This window comes from Nonomuraea indica (assembly GCF_002850745.1).
Lineage (GTDB): Bacteria > Actinomycetota > Actinomycetes > Streptosporangiales > Streptosporangiaceae > Nonomuraea > Nonomuraea indica.
The window spans coordinates 185,815-203,942 of record NZ_KZ559471.1; the positions used below are offsets into that span (position 1 = coordinate 185,815).

Here is an 18,128-nt window from a genome sequence, read left to right on the forward strand (position 1 = left end):
AAAGGTGGCCGATGTGACAGCGCGTTCCTGCTCCGGCCTCCCTCGTGGGCGGCTCCGTCCCTTGCGCGAGGGAGGCCGGGGCCGGCGGGGCGCGTCGTGACGGCGGCGGGCCACGTGCGGGTCAGCGGCCGTTCCCCTGGAGGCCCTCAGCCCCGTACGGCGGGTGGCAGACCACGGCCGGCCGTACAGGAAAGGTCACGGGCGGCCGGGCCGGGGGGCGGGGACGTCAGCCGTCGCACTTGGGCGCGCAGAGGCGGCGCTCCATGCCCTGGAGGAAGAAGTCGCGCACCTGGAGCACGTCCTTGGCGATGTACGCCTCACCGCCGGTCGCCTTGGCGAGGGCGTCCATCTGCTCCTTGCCCTTGGGCGCGTCCGGCCCGAACGCGATCACCAGGATGTTGACCGGTCGTTTCGGGTTGTAGGTCTTCTTCAGGAACTCCAGCGTCTGGGCGTCGCCGAGGCCGCCCTGGGGGTCGTCGTTGCCGGCGCCGTCCGTGAGGATCAGCAGTGTGTTGATCTTGTCCTGCTGGTACGACTTGGTCATCTCGGTGTAGGCGGCCTTGAGCGTGTCGTTCAGGCCCGTGTCACCCGTGGCCTTGGCCTGGACGGTCGCCAGTTCCTTGATCAGCATGTCCTTGCGCAGGGTGCCGTCGAGGGTCTCGGTCAGCGGGCCGACGGAGACCAGCTCGCGCCAGTCCTTGCCCTGACCGTCGAGGTGCGTGGAGAACGCCCAGACGCCGATCTCGGAGTCGGCGGCGAACAGGCCGAGGCCCTCGGTCGCGATCTTGGAGATGGCCTGCATCCGGGTCATGTTCGTGCCCGGCACGGGCAGCGCCATGGTGCCCGAGACGTCGAGCAGGGTGAGCATGCGGCTGCCGAGGTTCAGCCGCGACCAGGTCTGCGCCATGCTCGCCACGGTCTTGGGGTCGGGCGCGGGAAGCGCCTTCGGCGGCGCCGGGTTGAAGCCCTTGCCCTTGGTCAGGTTCTCGCCCGCTTTGCCGTCCGGGGCGCGGAAGCCGTGGTTCTGCAGCACCCTGACGGCCGACGCGGTGGCCAGCTCCCGCTTGAAGTCGGCCGCCGCCTTCTGCACGGCCGCGTCCTTGGTGACGACCACGAGGGGGTAGTCGAGGCTGAGCGTGCCCTCGGCCGGGTAGAGCGGCACCACCTGGGCGTCCGGCTTCTTGGCGTTGTGCACCTGGACGCTCTGCTCCGTGGCCGCTCCCACCGGCACCTTGCTGCCGGACTTCACGGTGAGGCTGGCCAGCAGCGCGTTCGGGTCGGTGGCGAGCTGGCCCGACAGCTCCTTGAGCGCGCCCACCAGGGCCTTGTCCTGGCCCGCCTTCTTCGCCGAGCCGGCGGCGGCGAGCAGCGCGGCCATGCCGGCGGAGTTCTTCTGCGGGTCCAGGGCCAGCACGCGGACCTTCTTGCCGGGACCGTCGGGGTCGGCCACGTTGGCGGCGGCGATCAGGCCCGCCCAGCTCGGCTTGAGGCTGCTGGTGAGCTTGTCGGCCGAGGACTTCGCGGTGATCAGCACGACGGGGGAGACGGCGACGGAACCGGACGGCTCGGGCACCGCCGTGGCGGGGTCGTCGCGGAGACGGGACACCGCGAGGCTGGAGTCGGCCACCCACAGGTCGGTGTTCGCCTTCCCGGCGACCAGCGCGTTCGCCGTGCGGGCCGCCGACTCCTTGGCCACCGTGACCTCGACGCAGCGGCTGTCGATGGAGTGCAGGGCCTTGTTGTAGGTGCCGGCGATCTTGTTCAGCGCGGGCTGGATGTCCGGGGTCGCGACCACGCGCAACGGCAGCTTGCCGCCCGAGCAGTCGTGCTCGCGGTTGAAGATGACGAACGCGGCGACGCCGAGCAGCACGGCGAGCGCGACGGCGCCGGCGAGCGGGACCAGCACCCTGCCCCGGCCGCCGCGCGGGGCGCGCCTGCGAGGGGAGGGTGAGGGCTCCTGGGCGTGGTGGCCGCCGTCGAACTCGTCTGTGCGGTGTCGACCCACGATGTCCTCTTAGGTAGTCGTAACCTTCCGGAGACCCTAGCGGGAGAAGCTCCGCAATACCTCCGGAACGATACTCAATGCGCTTGCTGCAGCAAAACAGCCCTTTTGGTGCGGATATCACGCGCCGTGAGGATCAATGGCAGCAAGCGTGACCGCGCCAGGCACGCATACCCTCCCGCGCCGCGACCAGCGCCAAGGTCACCGCCATCGCGGGATCCACCCACCACCAGCCCAGGGTGTTGAGCCACAGCCCGGCCAGCACGCCGCCCGCCATCACCGCGCAGATGAGGTTCTGTGTGCCCTCCCCCGAGGTCGAGGGCGACGCGAGCCGCGCGCCCAGCCGCCGCTTGGCCAGGCCCAGTGCGGGCATGCTCACCAGGCTCACGGCGGTGACCGCGATGCCGAGCGCGCTCGCCTCGGCCCGGTGACCGGCGCCCAGGTCGTAGGCGACATGGAGCACCAGGTAGGGCGCCAGCACCCAGAAGCTCACGGCGACCGCGCGCCGCGCCCGCACCTCCGCGCCGGCCGACAGTGTCCGCGACCCGGTGAACCGCCACACCACGATGAGGCTCGCCGCCGCCTCCACCAGCGCCGACAGCCCCCAGCCCAGCAGCGCGACCGAGTGCGCCGCCATGCCGGCGATCAGGCCCAGCGAGCTCTCGACCCCCAGCCACACCAGCGTGACCACCGACAGGGCGCGCGCCGCGCGGGCGGCACGCAACCAGTCGGCTGACGCCACCGGATGCACACGAACCCGCTGATCAGGCACCTTGACCTCCCGAATCCCCGACGCACGGCCGATGGCGGCGTTAGGTAGCCTACCGATTACGTATCGTGACTTTAGTGGTGAGGGGCAAAGGTCCGCCGATAATCTTCAATGATCGTCGGTGGGGGAGGGCAGGAGCTGTGCCGTTCACGCCCAGTCATGTCGCGGCGGTGCTCCCGCTCGTGTCGTCGGCCCGGATGCGCAGGCTCGTGGACCCGTGGGCGCTGGCGATCGGCGCGATGGCGCCCGATCTGCCGATCTTCCTGCCGTTCCTCGACTTCCTGCTGCCCGACTACACCGACTGGCACTCCTGGCGCGGCGTGGTCACCCTCGATCTGGCGGCGGTCGTGGTGCTGCTGGGGGTGTTCCACCAGGTGTTCAGAGACCCGCTCATCTCGCTGCTGCCCCCTTCGGCGGGCGGCCGGGTCGCGGCGCTCGCTCCGTCCTGGCAGTACGTCCGGCTGCTGCCGATCGTGGCCGGGGCGGTGATCGGGGCGGGGAGCCACGTGCTGTGGGACTCGTTCACCCACTCGACCGGGCCCGCGGAGTGGGGCGACTGGCTGAGCCACCAGTTCTTCGGCGTCAGGCTGTTCCGGCTGCTGCAGTACAGCTCGTCGCTCGTCGGGCTGGCCGTCGTGCTGGCGTGGGTGTGGAGCCGTCTGTCGGCCCTGCCGCCCGCGCCGCTGCCCGGCCGGCTGCGGATCTCCCCGTTCGTCCGGGCGGGGGTCCTCGTCGCCGCCGTGGCGGGCACGGTCGCCGGAGCCTACCTGTGGCCGCGCTTCGACCCGCCCTCCCCGACCCTCGGCCTGCCGAGCGTGGTCACCAAGGTGGGCGCCGGCACGGTGGTCGGCCTGTGCGTGGTGCTCGGCTGCTACACCCTGGGCTGGCACGCCTGGCGGCTCGCCGCCGGGCGGCCCGGACCCGCGCGGCCGGAGCACGCCGTGCGGTCCGAGCACGCCACGCGGCCGCCGGAGTACGCCGCCCCATCCGAGCGCGCGGTGCGGTCCGAGCACGCCGGGCGGCCGGAGTACGTCGCTCCGTCCGAGCACGCCGGGCGGTCCGAGCACGCCGGGCGGCCTCGCCTGGAGGGCGCGCCTGAGGAGAGCGCCTGACCCCGCCCCTCCGCGACCTTGCTCAGGGCGGCGAGGGCGGGGCGTGCCCCGGGGCGTGGCAGGATCGGAACGTGCTCGAGTACGTGACCGACGCCGCCGACCCACGCCTGGCCGACTACACCCGGCTGCGTGACGTGGAGCTGCGCAAGAGCCTGGAGGCCGAGCGGGGCCTGTTCCTGGCGGAGGGCGAGAAGGTGATCAGGCGCGCCATCGCCGCCGGCCATCCCGTCCGCTCGGTCCTGACCACCCGCCGCTGGCTGGAGCCCCTCGCCGACGCGCTCGGCGACGCGCTGGTGTACGTGGTGAGCGACGAGACCATGTCGGGCATCGCGGGCTTCCCGGTGCACCGCGGCGCCCTCGCCTCGATGGCCCGCCTCCCGCTGCCGCCGGTCGAGGCCGTCCTGGCGCCCGGCCCCCGGCGCGACGTCGTCCCGGAGGGGCCGGCCGGCCCCGCGGACGCGGAGCCCGTCGCACAGCCCGCCCGGCGCATCCTGGTCCTGGAGGACCTCGTCGATCACGGCAACGTCGGCGCCATCTTCAGGTGTGCCGCCGCGCTGGGGGTGGATGGGATCATCCTGTCCCCGCGGTGCGCCGACCCGCTGTACCGCCGTGCGGTGAAGGTGTCGATGGGGGCGGTGTTCTCGATCCCGTACGCGCGGATGGACAACTGGTTCACGGGCCTCGACAGGATCCGTGAGGCCGGTTTCCGGACGCTGGCCCTGACGCCCGACCAGTCGGTCACCTCGCTGGACGAGGTGAAGATGACGGACCGGGTGGCGCTGCTGCTGGGGTCGGAGGGTGACGGGCTGTCGTCGCGGTGGCTGGCCGAGGCGGACGAGGCGGTGTGCATCCCGATGAGCTCCCGCGCGATGCAGGCCGGGGTGGACTCGCTCAACGTGGTGGCCGCCGCCGCGATCGCCTGCCACGGCCTGATGCGGAGCGGCGCCCGGTCGTAGCTCGCGCAGCGGCACCATCACGAGCACGGTGACCTTGGTGGTGCCCCCGGACGGCATGTCCGGCCGAGTGGCGGCCGGCCGAGCTCGTGGCCATGGGCCGCGTCCTCCCGGGCAACGGCGTCCATGGGGTCGTGGCGCCGGTCCCGGTCGCGGAGATCAGCCGGGGGCGTGCGGGTCAGCCGCAGTTCGTGCGGTACTCGGCGTTGTATGCGGTGCCGACCTTGCCCGCCCAGTCCACGCACGTGTCGATCGCGAGCAGGTAGATCGGGCCCGCGTAGTGCGTGTAGTTGCCGGTGTCCTGCTTGGTCCAGGTCTCGACCGAGGACTTCTTGAGGTAGGCCCCCATGGGCATGGCGCTGCCCTTGGTGTTCCGGATCACCACCAGGCAGTTGTAGCCGTTGTTGTACGTGAGGAACATGGTGGCGCTGCTGCCGACCGGCGCGCTGTTGACCACGGAGTAGCCGGAGCCGCACTGGCCACCGTACGAGGCGGCGGACGCGGGCATGGCCGTGATCAGCGAACCGGCCACCGTCGCGGTGGCGAGCGTACCTACCATGGCCAGCTTGGAGAGCTTCATGTTCATTCCTTGTTTCGGACTGTTTATAACGCGCCTTGCGCCGAGCAAGGTATCCGAAATCCACTAGTTGATCAAGGTAAAGGGTTTTTGTCACCGACAGCCCCGACGTGCCCTGACGACGCGTCGGTGATGCTCGCAAAACGCCCCTTAATGGGGCGTTTGTATTCTTGCTTATTGAACAGGGCGGGTTCGTGCATGAGCGTGCCTGTCCGTCCTCTTCGCCGGGCGCGCCGAACGTTGTCGCGGAAGGTACTCCCCAGGGGGCATCCGGTTCGCACACTGCGGCGCCGGCGGTCCTTGTCGCGATGCCGGCGGTCTGCCCGCGGTTCGCTGTACGGTCTTGTCCGGATAACTCGGGATGCGTTCCGTCCCGGCCGGTGCCTCGCTGATCGTCGATCTGACGAAAGGAGCACCACGTGCTGGCAGTCGGCCGTACATCACGTTGGGCCGCGGGCTTCGCCGCGGCACTGGCACTGGTTCTGGCGCTACCCACCGGCGCGCAGGCGGCGGTGGGCGACATCGGCTTCGTCCGGACGATCTCCTCCAACGTGCCCGGAACCGTGCACATCGGCCCGGTCAATCCGCTCGACTGGGCGTCGGCGGCGACGATGCGTCCCAACGGCGACACCGTGTACGTCGTGGCCGGCGGCGACGGAGGGAGCGGCACGGCCATGCCGGCGATCTCCTCCTTCCGCCGGGCCGCGGACGACACGCTGACCCTCACCGGCTGCATGGGCGGCGTCACGGGCTGCCGGCCGACGAGGGTGGGCGGCGTGACGTTCCCCGACCGCCTGCGCGGAGCCAGCTCCGTGGTGGCCGTCGGCACCCACGTGTACGCCTCCACCCCCGCGGCCGTGGTCGGGTTCAGGACGAGGACCGACGGCGACCTCGACACCGACTTCTGCGCCTGGGACTTCAACTGCGGCGACGTCGACGTCCTGCCCGGGCTCACCCCCTGGTCCACCGCCGACCACGCGCTGGCCGCGACCGCCGACGGCCGCGACCTGTACCTGTACGCGGCCGGAGCCGGCAAGGGCGCGGTCTACCACCTGCGCCGTGACGACCCCACCGGCCGCCTGACCTTCCGCGGCTGCATCGGCGAGGCGATGCCCGGCTGCACCGCCATCGGCCGTACCGGCGTCATGACCTCCTCGGGCGACGCCGTGCTGAGCGCCGACGGCCGCAGCCTCTACATCGTGGCCAGGAGCCCCGGCTCGGTGACGCATCTCCGCCGGGACCTGGCCACCGGTTCGCTGGCGGAGGCGGGCTGCGTCTCCCAGACGGGCACGAGCGGCTGCAACGTGCCCGCCACCAGCGGCCTGACCGGCATCTCCAGGGGCGCCGTCACCGCGGCCGGCGACAGCCTGTACGTCTCCGGTCCGGGCGGCGTCAGTCACCTGCGTCGCGTCACGGGCACCGGGGACCTCGCCTACGCGGGGTGCATCGGCGTGGCGGCGGGGTGCCGGCCCGACGGGCCCCGGGGGGCGTACGTGGACGTGGTCGTCTCCGCCGACGGCGGGAGCGTCTACGGCAGCACCCAGGGCCCGTCGTTCGCGTGGGGCGCGGCCACCCACCTGCGCCGTTCCGCCAACGGCGACCTCACCTACGCGGGGTGCGCGGGAGAGGGCCTGCCCGACATGTGCAGGGAGATCGGGCCGACGGGCGTGATGAACCACGCCGGCCCGCTCCTCGCGCCTGGCTCGCGGGTGCTCTACAGCCTGGGGGTGCACTGGCGCGGGGCCTTGACCCAGTTCACGCGCCAGACCTCGTAGGCACGGCGCGGCCCCGCCCAGGGGCGGGGCGACAAGGATCGCCGGACGCTCGGCCGGGGACCCGGCCGAGCGTCCGTGGTCGGGTCCCACCCGCCGGGGCGTGGGGCTACGGCAGGCCGAAGGCCCGGGGACGCTACCGGCAGGGCGGCTGGAACGCCGGTCCGGGCAGGTAGCGGGCCCATTGGGCGGACGTGATGCGCGGGTGGGCGAGCGCGCACACCTGGGCGGCGACGCGGCCGGGATCGAGGTCCCAGAGCCGGACGGTGGAGTCGTCGGCGCCCGTGACGAGCGTGCGCCCGTCGGGGGCCGCGGCCACGGCGTTGAGCACGTCGGTGTGCCCGCTCAGGGTGACGGGCGGGCCGGGGGCGCGCGGGTCGGTCACGTCCCAGATCCGCAGGACGCGGTCGGCTCCCGCCGTGGCCAGGGTGCGGCCGTCGGGCGTGAAGGCCAGGCCGTTGATGTTGCTGGTGTGCCCGGTGAGCACCGCGAGCGGGACGGGGCGGTCCGGCGCCGTCACGTCCCACAGGCGGGCGGTGTGGTCGGCGCCCGCGGTGGCCAGGGTGCGGCCGTCGGGGCTGAACTGCGCCCTGAAGACGCTGCTGGTGTGGCCGGTGAGGACGGACAGCGGCGTGGGCCGGCTCGGGTCGGTCACGTCCCACAGCCGGGTGGTGTGGTCGGCGCTGGCCGTGGCGAGGACGCGCCCCGAAGGGCCGAAGACCGCCGAGACGACCGGCGCGGCGTGACCCGTGATCGAGGCGACCTGGCGGGGGCGGCGAGGGTCGGTCACGTCCCACAGGCGGGCGGTGGAGTCGTCTCCCGCGGTGGCGAGCGTGCGGCCGTCGGGGCTGAACATCGCCGAGAAGACGTTGGAGGTGTGGCCCCGCAGCGTGGCCAGCGGGACGGGACGGGCGGGGACGGACACGTCCCACAGCCGGGTGGTGGAGTCGAGGCTCGCGGTGGCCAGCACGCGGCCGTCCGGCCTGAACGCCAGCCGGCTCACGATGTCGGTGTGGCCGCGCAGCGTGGCCAGCCGGACCGGGCGGGCGAGGTCGGCCACGTTCCACAGCCCCGCCGTGGGATGCCCGCCGACGCCGAGGAGGCGTCCCCCGGGTGCGAGCGCCACCGCGTGCACGCCGCCGTCGTGGCCGCCGATCACGCGGCCCGGCAGGCCCCACAGGCGGACCGTGTTGTCCTGCGCGCCGCTGACGAGCGTGCGGCCGTCCGGGCTGAACGACACGGTGTAGACGGTGCCGGCGTGCCCTTCGAGGGCGACCGGGGATGCCGGGGCGCCCGGGTCGGAGACGTCCCACAGCCGTACCGTGGTGTCGTAGCTGCCGCTGGCCAGCACGCGGGCGTCGGCGCTGAAGGCCAGGGAGACGACGCCGTTGCGATGCCCGGCCAGGGTCACCGGCCGGCCCGGATGGCGAGGGTCGGAGACGTCCCAGAGCCGCACGGCGGCGTCGAAGCCGCCGGTGGCCAGCAGGTGCCCGCTCGGATCGAACGCCGCCGACAACACCCGGTCGGTGTGCCCGGCGAGGCGCGCCAGCACGTGGGGGCGGCGCCGGTCGGTCACGTCCCAGAGGCGAAGGGAGTGCCCGGGGCCGTGGGTGAGGAGGGTGCGGCCGTCGGGCGAGAACACGGCCAGCCCCGCGGCGTCGCGGCGGCCGGTCAGGACGGACAGGACGGCGGGGCGGGAGGGGTCGGTCACGTCCCACAGCCGTACGGTCGCGTCGTAGCTCGCGCTGGCCAGCGTGCGCCCGTCGGGGCTGAAGGAGACGCGCCTGACGTCCGAGGCGTGACCGGTGAGGACGGCGGCGGCGCGCGGGCGGCGCGCGTCGGCCAGGTCCCACAGCCGCACGGTGCGGTCGGTGCTCGCGGTGGCCAGCATGCGCCCGCCGGGGGCGAACACCGCCGCCGTGACGCCGTCCGTGTGCCCGGTCAGCGTCGCGACGGCTGTGGGCCGGTGCCGGTCGGCGACGTCGTACAGCCGGACGACGCCGTCGAGCGCGGCGGTGACCAGAAGCCGCGCGTCCGGGCTGAACTCGGCGGCGTACACGGCGAGGGCCTGCCCGGTCAGCAGGGTCGCGTAGGGGGAGGCGAAGGCGCTGAGCAGGCCGCCGCGAGCTTCCGCCGTGGGGGAGAGACGGTAGGCGGCCAGGTTGAGCTGCGCGGCCAGCGCGGGGTTGACCGCGCGCAGGGCGGCCGCCTCCTTGGCGGCGTTGCCGGCGAGGGCCATGTCGCGTTGCTCCTGGGTCTCGCGCTGGCTCCTGACGGCGACGACGCCCGCCGCGGCCGTGACGACGAACAGCACGATCAGGCCGGCGACCAGCCGGCGCAGCCGCCGGGTGCCGCGGCGCGCGGCCCGCTGCTCCTCCAGCTCGCGCGCGACGGACGCGTCGAGAAACTCGCGGGTCAGCGGGCTCAGCTGGGCGCCGGTGGTCGTGCCGGCCACCCATGCCCGCGCGGCGGCCAGGCGGGCGCCCCGGTACAGCGCGGCCGGGTCGCGGTGCTCGCGGTGCCAGGTGGCGGCCGCCTCGGCCAGCCGCCGTCCCACGACCAGACCCTCCCGGTCGGCGTCCAGCCAGGAGCGCAGCCGTGGCCAGGCGGTCAGCAGCGCCTCGTGGCTGATCTCCACGGTGTCCACGTCGGCCGTGATCAGCCGCTGCGCGACGAACCGGTCGAGCACGTCCTCGCGGCCCTCGTCCCTGCCCTCGGCGAGCAGTTCGGCGGTGACCATCCGGCGGCGCGTGTCGGCGGTGTCGGAGGCCACGTGGACCAGGCTGAGGAACAGCCGGCGGGCCTGCTCCCGCTCGCGCGGGCCGAGCTCGTCGTACACCTTGCTCGCGCTGGCCGCCACGGCGCCCTCGATCCCGCCGGCCTCCCGGTAGTCGCCGATCGTCAGGCGTCTGCCCTGGGCGCGGGACCAGGTGGCGTACAGGGCGTGTGACAGCAGCGGCAGCACCCCTGCCTCGTGCGCCGTGCCCTCCTGCCCGCCGGGCGGCGCCACGTCGCGCAGCAGCAGCTCGACCAGGCCCTCCTCCAGCTCCAGCTTCGCCTTGCGGGCGGGCTCGACGATCGCCGCGCGCAGCTCGGCCTCGCTCATCGGGCCGACCGCGACCTGGCCGGCCTGCACCGCCTCGACCAGGCGCGGGTGGCGGAGCACGCGGCCGTAGAAGTCGGCTCGCAGGCCCACCACGATCAGCGCGCCCGCGTCGGCGGCCGAGCACAGGGCGCCGACGAACGCCTGCCGCTCGCCTTCGTCGGCGCACGCGCTGAAGACCTCCTCGAACTGGTCGACGACCAGCACGGGCGCCGGATCGCCCGGCCCGGGACGCATCACCTCGGCCGGACTCGCCGCGTCGGCGCCGTTCGGCCGGGCGGGTGTCAGCCGGGCGGCCAGCTCGCTCATCGGATGGGCGCCCGGCGTGAGCAGCGGGTCCGGCCACAGCGCCACCCCCGGCACCCGTCCGGCCGAGAGGGCGGGAATCAGACCGGCCCGCAGCAGCGACGACTTGCCCGCCCCGGACGCCCCCACGACCACCTGCACCCCGCCGCCCGCGGCCCGCAGCGCGTCGACCCGGTCGAGCAGCAGGTTCGTCAGGGTCTCGCGCCCGAAGAACCAGGCGGCGTCCTCGGGCCCGAAGCTCGCCAGCCCCTTGTACGGCTCGGCCCCCGCCGGACGGCGACCAGGTGCCCGCCGAACCCGCAGCCAGGCGCGTAACCACTGCTCGACCGTGTCGGGATCGTCCGCGCCGCACGCGTCGAGCAGCCGTACCAGCAGGTCGCGCAGGGCCGTGGACGGCAGCCCGCGCCCGGCGAACCAGTCGCCGATCGTGCTGTGCGCGCCGCTGACGCCGATCTTGACGGCCACCTGCCGGACGGTCATCCCCGACCGTTCGCGCAGCAGCGTCAGTTCGCGCGCGAAGTCCTGCCGGGTACGGATCCGCCCGGGGTCCGGCAGGTCCGGCTCGTCCTCGACCACGCCCGTCATCTCCCCTCCGGCCCTGCGTGCAAAGCAGCCACCACGTTACGGTCGGTGAGACCTCGCCCGCCGCCGTGTGGCCGGAAGGTGACCGGGAGGGAGCCTCTCGTCTCCGGCGCAGGGGCCGATGAGGAGCGGCGGCCGGTCCCGGGTCCATGCCGTCCAGGCCTCCTCGCGGACCGTGAAGGACTGGACGGCCGCGCCCGGACGGCGCCTGCCGCTAGGACGGCTCCGTCGCGGCGTGGACCCGCCGGCCCCCGACGTAGGTGGCCACCACCGAGGTGCCGGCGAGCTCGGCGGCCGGGATCGCGTAGGGGTCGCGGTCGGTGACCACCAGGTCGGCGAGCTTGCCCGGCTCGATCGTGCCGGTCTCGGCGTCGAGATGGTTCACTCGGGCCGTGCCCGCCGTGTAGGCGGTCAGCGCGGCCGTCAGGTCCAGGCGCTGGTGCGGCAGGAACGCTTCACGGTCGTCCCCCGGCAGCGCGCGGTTGACCGCCACATGGATCCCCAAGAACGGGTCGGGGCTGCTGACCGGCCAGTCGCTGCCGGCCGCGAGCGGGGCGCCGGCGCGGGACAGGTCCCCGAAGGGGTACTGCCAGCCGGCCCGCTCCGGCCCCAGGAACGGGATCGTCAGCTCGTCCATCTGCGGCTCGTGCGCCGCCCACAACGGCTGGATGGTGGCGGTGACCCCGAGGGCGGCGAACCGGGGCACGTCCTGCGGGTGCACGACCTGCAGGTGGGCGATGTGGTGACGGTGGCCGGTCTCGCCGTTGGCGGCGCGCGCGGCCTCGAACGCGTCGAGCGCCTCGCGCACCGCACGGTCGCCCACGGCGTGCACGTGCACCTGGAAACCCTCGGCGTCCAGGCGGGTGACGTACGCGCGCAGCCTGTCCGGATCGACGAAGCTGATCCCGTGGTTGCCGGTCCGGCACCCGCACCCGTCGAGGTAGGAGGACGTCATCGCGGCGGTGAAGTTCTCCGCCACCCCGTCCTGCATGATCTTGACGCTGGTCGTGCGGAACCAGCCTGCGCCGCCCCGGCGCGCGAGCAGCTCGGGGATCTGCTCCTCGCCCCGTTCCCGGTCCCACCACAGCGCGCCCACCACCCGGCCGGTCAGCAGGCCCGACTCGGCCGCGGTCAGGTAGGCCCGCTGGACGTCGGGGTCGACCATCGCGTCCTGCCAGGCCGTCACGCCGGCCGCGTGCAGCCGTCCCTGCCCGGCACGCAGCGCCGCCAGCATCGTGCCGGCCGTCGGCTCCGGCACGTGCCTGCCGACCAGGGCCGACGCGCCCTCGTGCAGGGTGCCCTGCGGGGCGCCGCCGGGTTCCCGCTCGATGCGTCCGTCCACCGGGTCGGGGGTGCCGGCGTCGATCCCGCACAGCTCCAGGGCCCTGGTGTTGACCCAGGCCCCGTGGCCGTCCCGGTTGATCAGGTGGACCGGCCGGTCCGGGACGACCGCGTCCAGCAGGTGCCGGCTGGGCGTCCCGCCCGGGAACCACTCCATGGACCAGCCGCCTCCGCTGATCCACCGGGCGTCGGGGTTCGCCTCGGCGTAGGCGCGCACGGTCGCCACCGCTTCGCCGGCGTCCCGGGCGTCGTGCAGGTCGCACCGGATCATGGTGAGCCCGGCGAGGACCGGGTGCACGTGGGCGTCCTGGAACCCCGGCAGCAGGGCCCGCCCGGCCAGGTCGACGACCTCGGTGGTCGTGCCGGTCAACGGCCGCACGTCGGCGTCCCGGCCGACGGCGACGATCCGGCCGTCGCGGACGGCGACAGCCGTGGCGGCGGTGCCGGCGGGGGCGAGCGTGTGCACCGGGCCGTTGCGGAAGACGAGGTCGGCGGGGGCGGGCATGGGCGTTCTCCTCGGCGGGGGTTCGGAACGTGACATGGTCACAGCGATTCGGGGCGGTGCGCCCACGGGCGGACGCGCTCCACGGCGGCGCCCGCGCGGAAGACGGTCGCGTCGTCGTACGCGCGGCCGACGATCTGCACGCCGGTCGGCACGCCGTCGGATCCCCGTCCTGACGGGACGTTCAGCACGGGGCAGCGGCTGGCGACGTTGAAGACCGTCGTCAGCGAGTGCTCCATGTAGTGGCCGAGCTCGACGCCGTTCACCGTGAGCCGGGTGTCGAGGTAGTCCTCGCCCGCGCGCAGCGCCGGCGTCCCGGCGGTGGGGCAGATGAGCACGTCATAGCGGTCGAGCAGCTCACCGATCGGCCGGTAGATCGCCGCCTCCAGCTCCAGCCCGGCCAGGAAGCCGCCGTGCCGCTCCGCGGCGGTGCGGGTCTCCTCCGCGAAGGCCAGCGCGTAACGGGTGAGGCTGTCGCCGTGCTCGGCCGCGACCCGGGCGACGGAAGGGCCGAAGATCGAGCCGAAGTGGATGAACGCGGCCCGCATGACGTCGGCACGGCGCAGGCCCACCTCGACCTGCTCGACGATCGCCCCGGCCTGCCGCAGCGCCTCGGCCACGGCCGCGGTGTTGGCCGCGACGTCCGGCTCGATCTCCCAGTCGCCCAGGTTGGGGGCGTAGGCGACGCGCGTCCCGGCCACCCCGCCCAGCCGGTCCGGGATGCGTACGGCGGGCCGCAGCGAGACCACGTCGTGCGGGTGCGGCCCGACGAGGACGTTCTGCAGCAGGGCGCAGTCGGCGACCGTGCGGGCCATCGGCCCGTCATGGCAGTAGTGGTCCAGGTTGAACGGCGGCATGGCGGGCACCCGGCCGTAGGGCGGCTTGTAACCGACCGTGCCGGTGCAGGCCGCCGGCAGCCGGATGGAGCCGCCGATGTCGGAGCCGGTGGCGAGCGTGGCCGTCCCGGAGGCGAGCGCCGCGCCGGAGCCTCCGGAGGAACCGCCGGGCGAGTAGTCCAGGTTCCACGGGTTGCGGGTGACTCCCCACAGCCGGGAGTGGGTGAACGCCGCGCAGCAGAACTCGGGGGTGGTCGTGCGGGCGTGCACGATCCCGCCGGCGGACAGGATCCGCTCGACGACCGGGTGGGTCGCCTCGGCCACCTCGTCGAGGCAGGCGAGCGAGCCGTCGGTGGCGAGCCGGCCGGCGATCGGGTGCTCGTCCTTCGCCGCCACGGGAAGCCCCTCCAGGGGGCGCGGCGAGCCGCCGGGCAGGTAGGCGCGCTCGGCTTGCCGGGCCTGGCGCACGGCCTCCTCGAAGGTGCGCTCGCTCAGCGCGTTGACCCGCGGCTCGACGGCCTCGGCGCGCTCGACGACGGCGGTCATCAGATCGACCGGGGACAGCGCGCGGGACCGGAACAGCCGCAGGGCCTCCGTCGCGGAGAGGTAGGGGAGGTCGGTCACGGGGACACACTCCTGGTCGGGGGGTTCGTGTTCGGGTGAGGGGCGCCGGAGGAGGCCGGGCCCTCCCGCAGGGCGGTGGCGAGAGCGCGCCGGTCCGCGGCGATCCGAGCGGGATCCCAGCCGCGCCGGGGCACCGAGTGCAGCAGCAGGCGGGTGTAGGGGTGCCGGGGGGCCGACAGCACCTCGACGGTCGGGCCCGACTCGACCACGCGACCCTCGTACAGCACCAGGACGTCGTCGGCGACGTGCCGGACCAGCGCCAGGTCGTGCGTGACGAACAGGTATCCGACGCCGGTGTCCCGGCGGATCTCCGCCAGCAGTTCGAGGATCTGGGCCTGGACGGACACGTCGAGGGCGGTGGTCGCCTCGTCCAGGACCAGCACCTTCGGCGCGGTCGCCAGCGCGCGGGCGAGCGCGACCCGCTGGCGCTGGCCGCCGGACAACTGCCGGGGGAGCGCCGCCGCCTCACGCTCGCCGAGGCCCACCCGGGCCAGCAGCTCGTCGCGGCGGGCCCGTCCCTCCCGCGCGCCCGCCCCGAGGTGGAGGCGCAGGGGCTCCTCGACGCACCTGGCGACGGTGACGCGCGGGTCGAGCGAGAGGTAGGGGTCCTGGAAGACCATCTGGATCTCGCGGGCGCGGGCCAGCCTGCCCGCCCTGCCGCGGGCGGCGTCGGAACGGTCGCGGCCGGCCACCCGGATCCGGCCCGCGTCCGGCCGTTCCAGCCCGGCGAGCATCCGCGCCGTCGTCGTCTTCCCCGACCCCGACTCGCCCACGATGGCCAGCGAGCCGCCGGGCCGCAACGAGAACGAGACGTCGTCGACGGCCACGTGGCCGCCGAACGCCTTGCGCAGGCCTTCGACCTGCAACACGTGTTCAGTCATCGGCGGTCTCCTCGGCGCGCAGGCAGGACACGCGGGCCCCGCCGACCTCCCGCTGGACGGGTTGCTCGTCGGCGCAGCGGGGCAGGGCGTGGGCGCAGCGGGCGGCGAAGGCGCATCCGGCCGGAGCCTCGGCGAGCGAGACGGGCCGTCCGGGGACGGCGCGCGGCGGCAGCTCCGAGCCGAGCCGCGGGGTCGCCCCCAGCAGTCCCGCCGTGTAGGGGTGGCGGGGCCGGGCGAAGAGCCCGTCGGCGGACTGCGCCTCCACGATCCGGCCCGCGTACATCACGTACACGCGGTCGCAGATCGCCGCCGCCAGCTCCAGGTCATGGGTGACGAAGAGCATCCCCATGGCGCGCTCGGCCCGCAGCCGGGCGAGGATCGAGACGACCTCGGCCTGGGTGGTGACGTCCAGCGCGGTGGTGGGCTCGTCGGCCAGCAGCAGCCGCGGCTCTCCGGCCAGCGCGGCGGCGATCACCACGCGCTGGAGCATGCCGCCGGAGAACTCGTGCGGGTACCGGCGCAGCGCCGTACGGGGGTCGCGGATGCCGACCGACTCCAGCAGGTCCTCGGCCCGCCCGAGCGCGGCCTCGCGGGGCACGCCGGCGGCGCGCATCCCCTCGGTGACGAAGTCGCCGATCCGGCGGATGGGGTTGACGGCGGCCCGAGGGTCCTGGAAGACCATGGCGACGTGGTGGCGGCGCAGCTCGCGGAGCCGGGCGGCGGACATCGCCAGGACGTCGGAGCCGTCCACCCGGACGGCTCCGGTGGCCGCGGCGCCCCGCGGCAGCAGGCCCAGCACCGCCCGGCAGGTGACGGACTTGCCGGACCCGGACTCGCCGACCAGCCCGACCGTCTCGCCCGAGGCGACGTGCAGGGACACCCCGTCGACGACCGGGCGGGCAGCCCTGCCCGCGGCGAGTCGCACGTGCAGGTCCTCGATGTCCAGCAGCGGAGCGGCCATCACCGCTCCCGCCGGGCGACGCGGTCGGCGAGGGCCTCGCCGACGATGCCGAAGGCGACCACCGTGATCACGATGGCGGCGCCGGGGGCGAGGGCGGGGAGCATCGCGCCCTGCAGCAGGGCGGCGGCGCCCTCGTTGACCATCGCGCCCCAGTCGGCGGTGGGCGGCTGCACGCCGAAGCCGAGGAACGACAGGGCCGCCAGGTCCATCAGCGCGTAGCCGAAGTTGGTCACCGACTGGGCGAGGACGAGCGGGGCGATGTTCGGCACCAGGTGCCACAGGCAGATCGCCCAGCCGGACCAGCCCTGCACCCGGTAGGCCTGGATGTAGGGGCGGGTCTTCTCCTGCAGGGCCGCGCTTCTCGCCAGCCGGCCCACATAGGGGGCGTACGCCACGCTCATGGCGAGCACCGGCGCCGTCAGGCCGGGGCCCGAGACGGCCACGAGCAGGATGGCGAGCAGCAGCGCGGGGAAGGAGAAGACGAGGTCCATGGCACGCGACAGCAGCGCGTCGAAGGCCCCGCCGAGCCAGGCGGCGGCCACCCCGAGCAGCGTGCCGGCCACCGTCGAGACGACCACGACCAGCAGCGGCCCGAGCAGCCCGGTCCGGGCGCCGTGGATCAGCCGGGACAGCACGTCGCGGCCCGACTGGTCGGCTCCCAGCAGGTGTTCGGCGCCGGCGCCGCTCAGGGTCGCGGACAGATCGACGGCGTCGGGGGCGTACGGGGCGATCAGCGGCGCGCACACCGCCGCGACGGCCGGCACGGCCAGCACGGCGAGCGCGGCCGTGACGAGCCTGTCACCTCCCAGCAGGCGGGCCGGCGTCGAGGGCCGGTGCCGACGGAGCGGCAGGACGGTCACGAGGCGGCTCCCTTCGCGTGGGACAGACGGGGGTCGATGAGCGGGTGGGCCAGGTCGACGAGGAGGTTGACGCAGGCGAAGGCCAGCACCACCAGCAGGCTGACGGCCTGCACGACCGGGAAGTCCTTGACCGTGACGGAGCCGACGAGCAGCTGACCGATCCCCGACAGCCCGAAGGCGGTCTCCACGATCGAGGTGGCGACCAGCAGGCCGGCCACCACGGTCCCGGTCACGGTCGTGATCGGCCCGAGCGCGTTGCGCAGCACGTGCCTGCGGACCACCGCACTGCCCGGGATCCCCCGGGAGCGGGCCACCTCGACGTGGTCGCGGCCCAGCTCCTCCAGCATGGAGGCGCGGGTGACCCGGGCCAGCAGGCCGGTGAAGGTCAGCGCGAGCGCCACCGCGGGGAGCGTCAGGTGGCTGATCCGGCCGCCGAGGCCGCTGCCGTTGCCGAAGGCGGGGAACCAGCCGAGCCGGACGGAGAACAGCGAGACCAGCCCGATCGCGGCCACGAACGCCGGGGTGGCCGTGGCGACGCCGGTCCCGACGAGGACGAGCCGGTCGACGGCGCCCGGCCGCAGCGCGGCCAGCGCACCGAGCGTCAGCCCGACGAGCACGATGAGCAGGGCGGCGTAGCCGACGAGCCAGAGCGTCGTCGGCAGCCGGGCCAGGATCAGGTCGGCGACGTCCTGCCTGAACTGCACGGACCGGCCGAGGTCGCCGGTGAGCACGCCGCCGGCCCACTTGACGTACTGGACGGGGAGGGGGTCGTCGAGGTGGTACTGCGCCTCGATCGCCGCGACGGCCTCCGGCGACGCGGAGCGACCTCCGAGGAGGAAGGTCGCCGGGTCGCCGGGGGCGAGGTGGACCGAGCCGAAGACCGCGAGCGAGGTGACGAGCAGCGTCGCGAGGATGCCGCCCGCCCTGCGGAGGAGGAAACCTGCCAT

The 18,128-nt window shown here is 74.3% G+C and carries 13 protein-coding genes; 3 read left to right on the forward strand and 10 right to left on the reverse strand.

Annotated elements, in window-relative coordinates:
- Positions 1–226: 226 nt before the first annotated feature.
- Positions 227–2,005 carry a substrate-binding domain-containing protein gene (locus tag CXR44_RS17635; protein ID WP_245899234.1) on the reverse strand — a complete coding sequence of 593 codons (1,779 nt, stop codon included), beginning with the start codon at positions 2,003–2,005 and terminating at the stop codon, positions 227–229.
- Between the two features lie 133 nt (positions 2,006–2,138).
- The gene (locus CXR44_RS41695; RefSeq protein ID WP_101787356.1) at positions 2,139–2,744 is read right to left on the reverse strand and encodes a cation diffusion facilitator family transporter; all 606 of its coding nucleotides are present in this window, start codon (positions 2,742–2,744) and stop codon (positions 2,139–2,141) included.
- 167 nt (positions 2,745–2,911) lie between these two features.
- Between CXR44_RS41695 and CXR44_RS17645 the strand changes: the two genes are divergently transcribed.
- Both CXR44_RS17645 and CXR44_RS17650 read left to right on the forward strand, forming a co-directional pair.
- Positions 2,912–3,883 (forward strand): DUF4184 family protein, encoded by a 972-nt coding sequence (locus CXR44_RS17645; protein ID WP_101787156.1) that lies wholly within the window; start codon positions 2,912–2,914, stop codon positions 3,881–3,883.
- A 71-nt stretch (positions 3,884–3,954) separates the two neighbouring features.
- Positions 3,955–4,839, forward strand: a complete 885-nt coding sequence (locus tag CXR44_RS17650) for a TrmH family RNA methyltransferase (protein ID WP_101787157.1) — start codon at positions 3,955–3,957, stop codon at positions 4,837–4,839.
- Positions 4,840–5,014: 175 nt separating this feature from the next.
- On the opposite strand, the gene CXR44_RS17655 is transcribed toward CXR44_RS17650, so the two are convergent.
- On the reverse strand, positions 5,015–5,416 hold the full coding sequence (locus CXR44_RS17655) for a spore-associated protein A (protein WP_101787158.1): 402 nt from the start codon (positions 5,414–5,416) through the stop codon (positions 5,015–5,017).
- 416 nt (positions 5,417–5,832) lie between these two features.
- Between CXR44_RS17655 and CXR44_RS17660 the strand changes: the two genes are divergently transcribed.
- Entirely contained in the window at positions 5,833–7,188 is a 1,356-nt protein-coding gene (locus CXR44_RS17660; RefSeq protein WP_101787159.1) for a lactonase family protein, read from the forward strand.
- Positions 7,189–7,321: 133 nt separating this feature from the next.
- Here the strand turns inward: CXR44_RS17660 and CXR44_RS17665 are convergent, their stop codons facing one another.
- The 7 genes from CXR44_RS17665 to CXR44_RS17695 form a co-directional block, all read right to left on the reverse strand.
- Complete coding sequence (locus CXR44_RS17665) at positions 7,322–11,179, reverse strand: nSTAND1 domain-containing NTPase (RefSeq protein ID WP_101787160.1); 3,858 nt, start codon at positions 11,177–11,179, stop codon at positions 7,322–7,324.
- A 211-nt stretch (positions 11,180–11,390) separates the two neighbouring features.
- Entirely contained in the window at positions 11,391–13,022 is a 1,632-nt protein-coding gene (locus tag CXR44_RS17670; RefSeq protein WP_101787161.1) for an amidohydrolase, read from the reverse strand.
- A 38-nt stretch (positions 13,023–13,060) separates the two neighbouring features.
- Entirely contained in the window at positions 13,061–14,479 is a 1,419-nt protein-coding gene (locus CXR44_RS17675) for an amidase (RefSeq protein WP_101787162.1), read from the reverse strand.
- On the reverse strand, positions 14,476–15,360 hold the full coding sequence (locus CXR44_RS17680; protein WP_101787163.1) for an ABC transporter ATP-binding protein: 885 nt from the start codon (positions 15,358–15,360) through the stop codon (positions 14,476–14,478). Before CXR44_RS17680 ends, CXR44_RS17675 begins: the two co-directional genes overlap by 4 nt.
- Entirely contained in the window at positions 15,353–16,321 is a 969-nt protein-coding gene (locus CXR44_RS17685; protein WP_101787164.1) for an ABC transporter ATP-binding protein, read from the reverse strand. The genes CXR44_RS17680 and CXR44_RS17685 overlap by 8 nt, the downstream gene beginning before the upstream one ends.
- Entirely contained in the window at positions 16,321–17,181 is an 861-nt protein-coding gene (locus CXR44_RS17690) for an ABC transporter permease (RefSeq protein ID WP_101787165.1), read from the reverse strand. The genes CXR44_RS17685 and CXR44_RS17690 overlap by 1 nt, the downstream gene beginning before the upstream one ends.
- Positions 17,178–18,128 carry an ABC transporter permease gene (locus CXR44_RS17695; RefSeq protein ID WP_101787166.1) on the reverse strand — a complete coding sequence of 317 codons (951 nt, stop codon included), beginning with the start codon at positions 18,126–18,128 and terminating at the stop codon, positions 17,178–17,180. Before CXR44_RS17695 ends, CXR44_RS17690 begins: the two co-directional genes overlap by 4 nt.

What these genes read in the sequence shown, in the direction of transcription:
- CXR44_RS17695 (WP_101787166.1), bottom strand. Translation starts at nt 18,128, where the DNA reads ATGGCAGGTTTCCTCCTCCGCAGGGCGGGCGGCATCCTCGCGACGCTG.
- CXR44_RS17665 (WP_101787160.1), bottom strand. Translation starts at nt 11,179, where the DNA reads ATGACGGGCGTGGTCGAGGACGAGCCGGACCTGCCGGACCCCGGGCGG.
- CXR44_RS17685 (WP_101787164.1), bottom strand. Translation starts at nt 16,321, where the DNA reads ATGGCCGCTCCGCTGCTGGACATCGAGGACCTGCACGTGCGACTCGCC.
- CXR44_RS17655 (WP_101787158.1), bottom strand. Translation starts at nt 5,416, where the DNA reads ATGAAGCTCTCCAAGCTGGCCATGGTAGGTACGCTCGCCACCGCGACG.
- CXR44_RS17680 (WP_101787163.1), bottom strand. Translation starts at nt 15,360, where the DNA reads ATGACTGAACACGTGTTGCAGGTCGAAGGCCTGCGCAAGGCGTTCGGC.
- CXR44_RS17670 (WP_101787161.1), bottom strand. Translation starts at nt 13,022, where the DNA reads ATGCCCGCCCCCGCCGACCTCGTCTTCCGCAACGGCCCGGTGCACACG.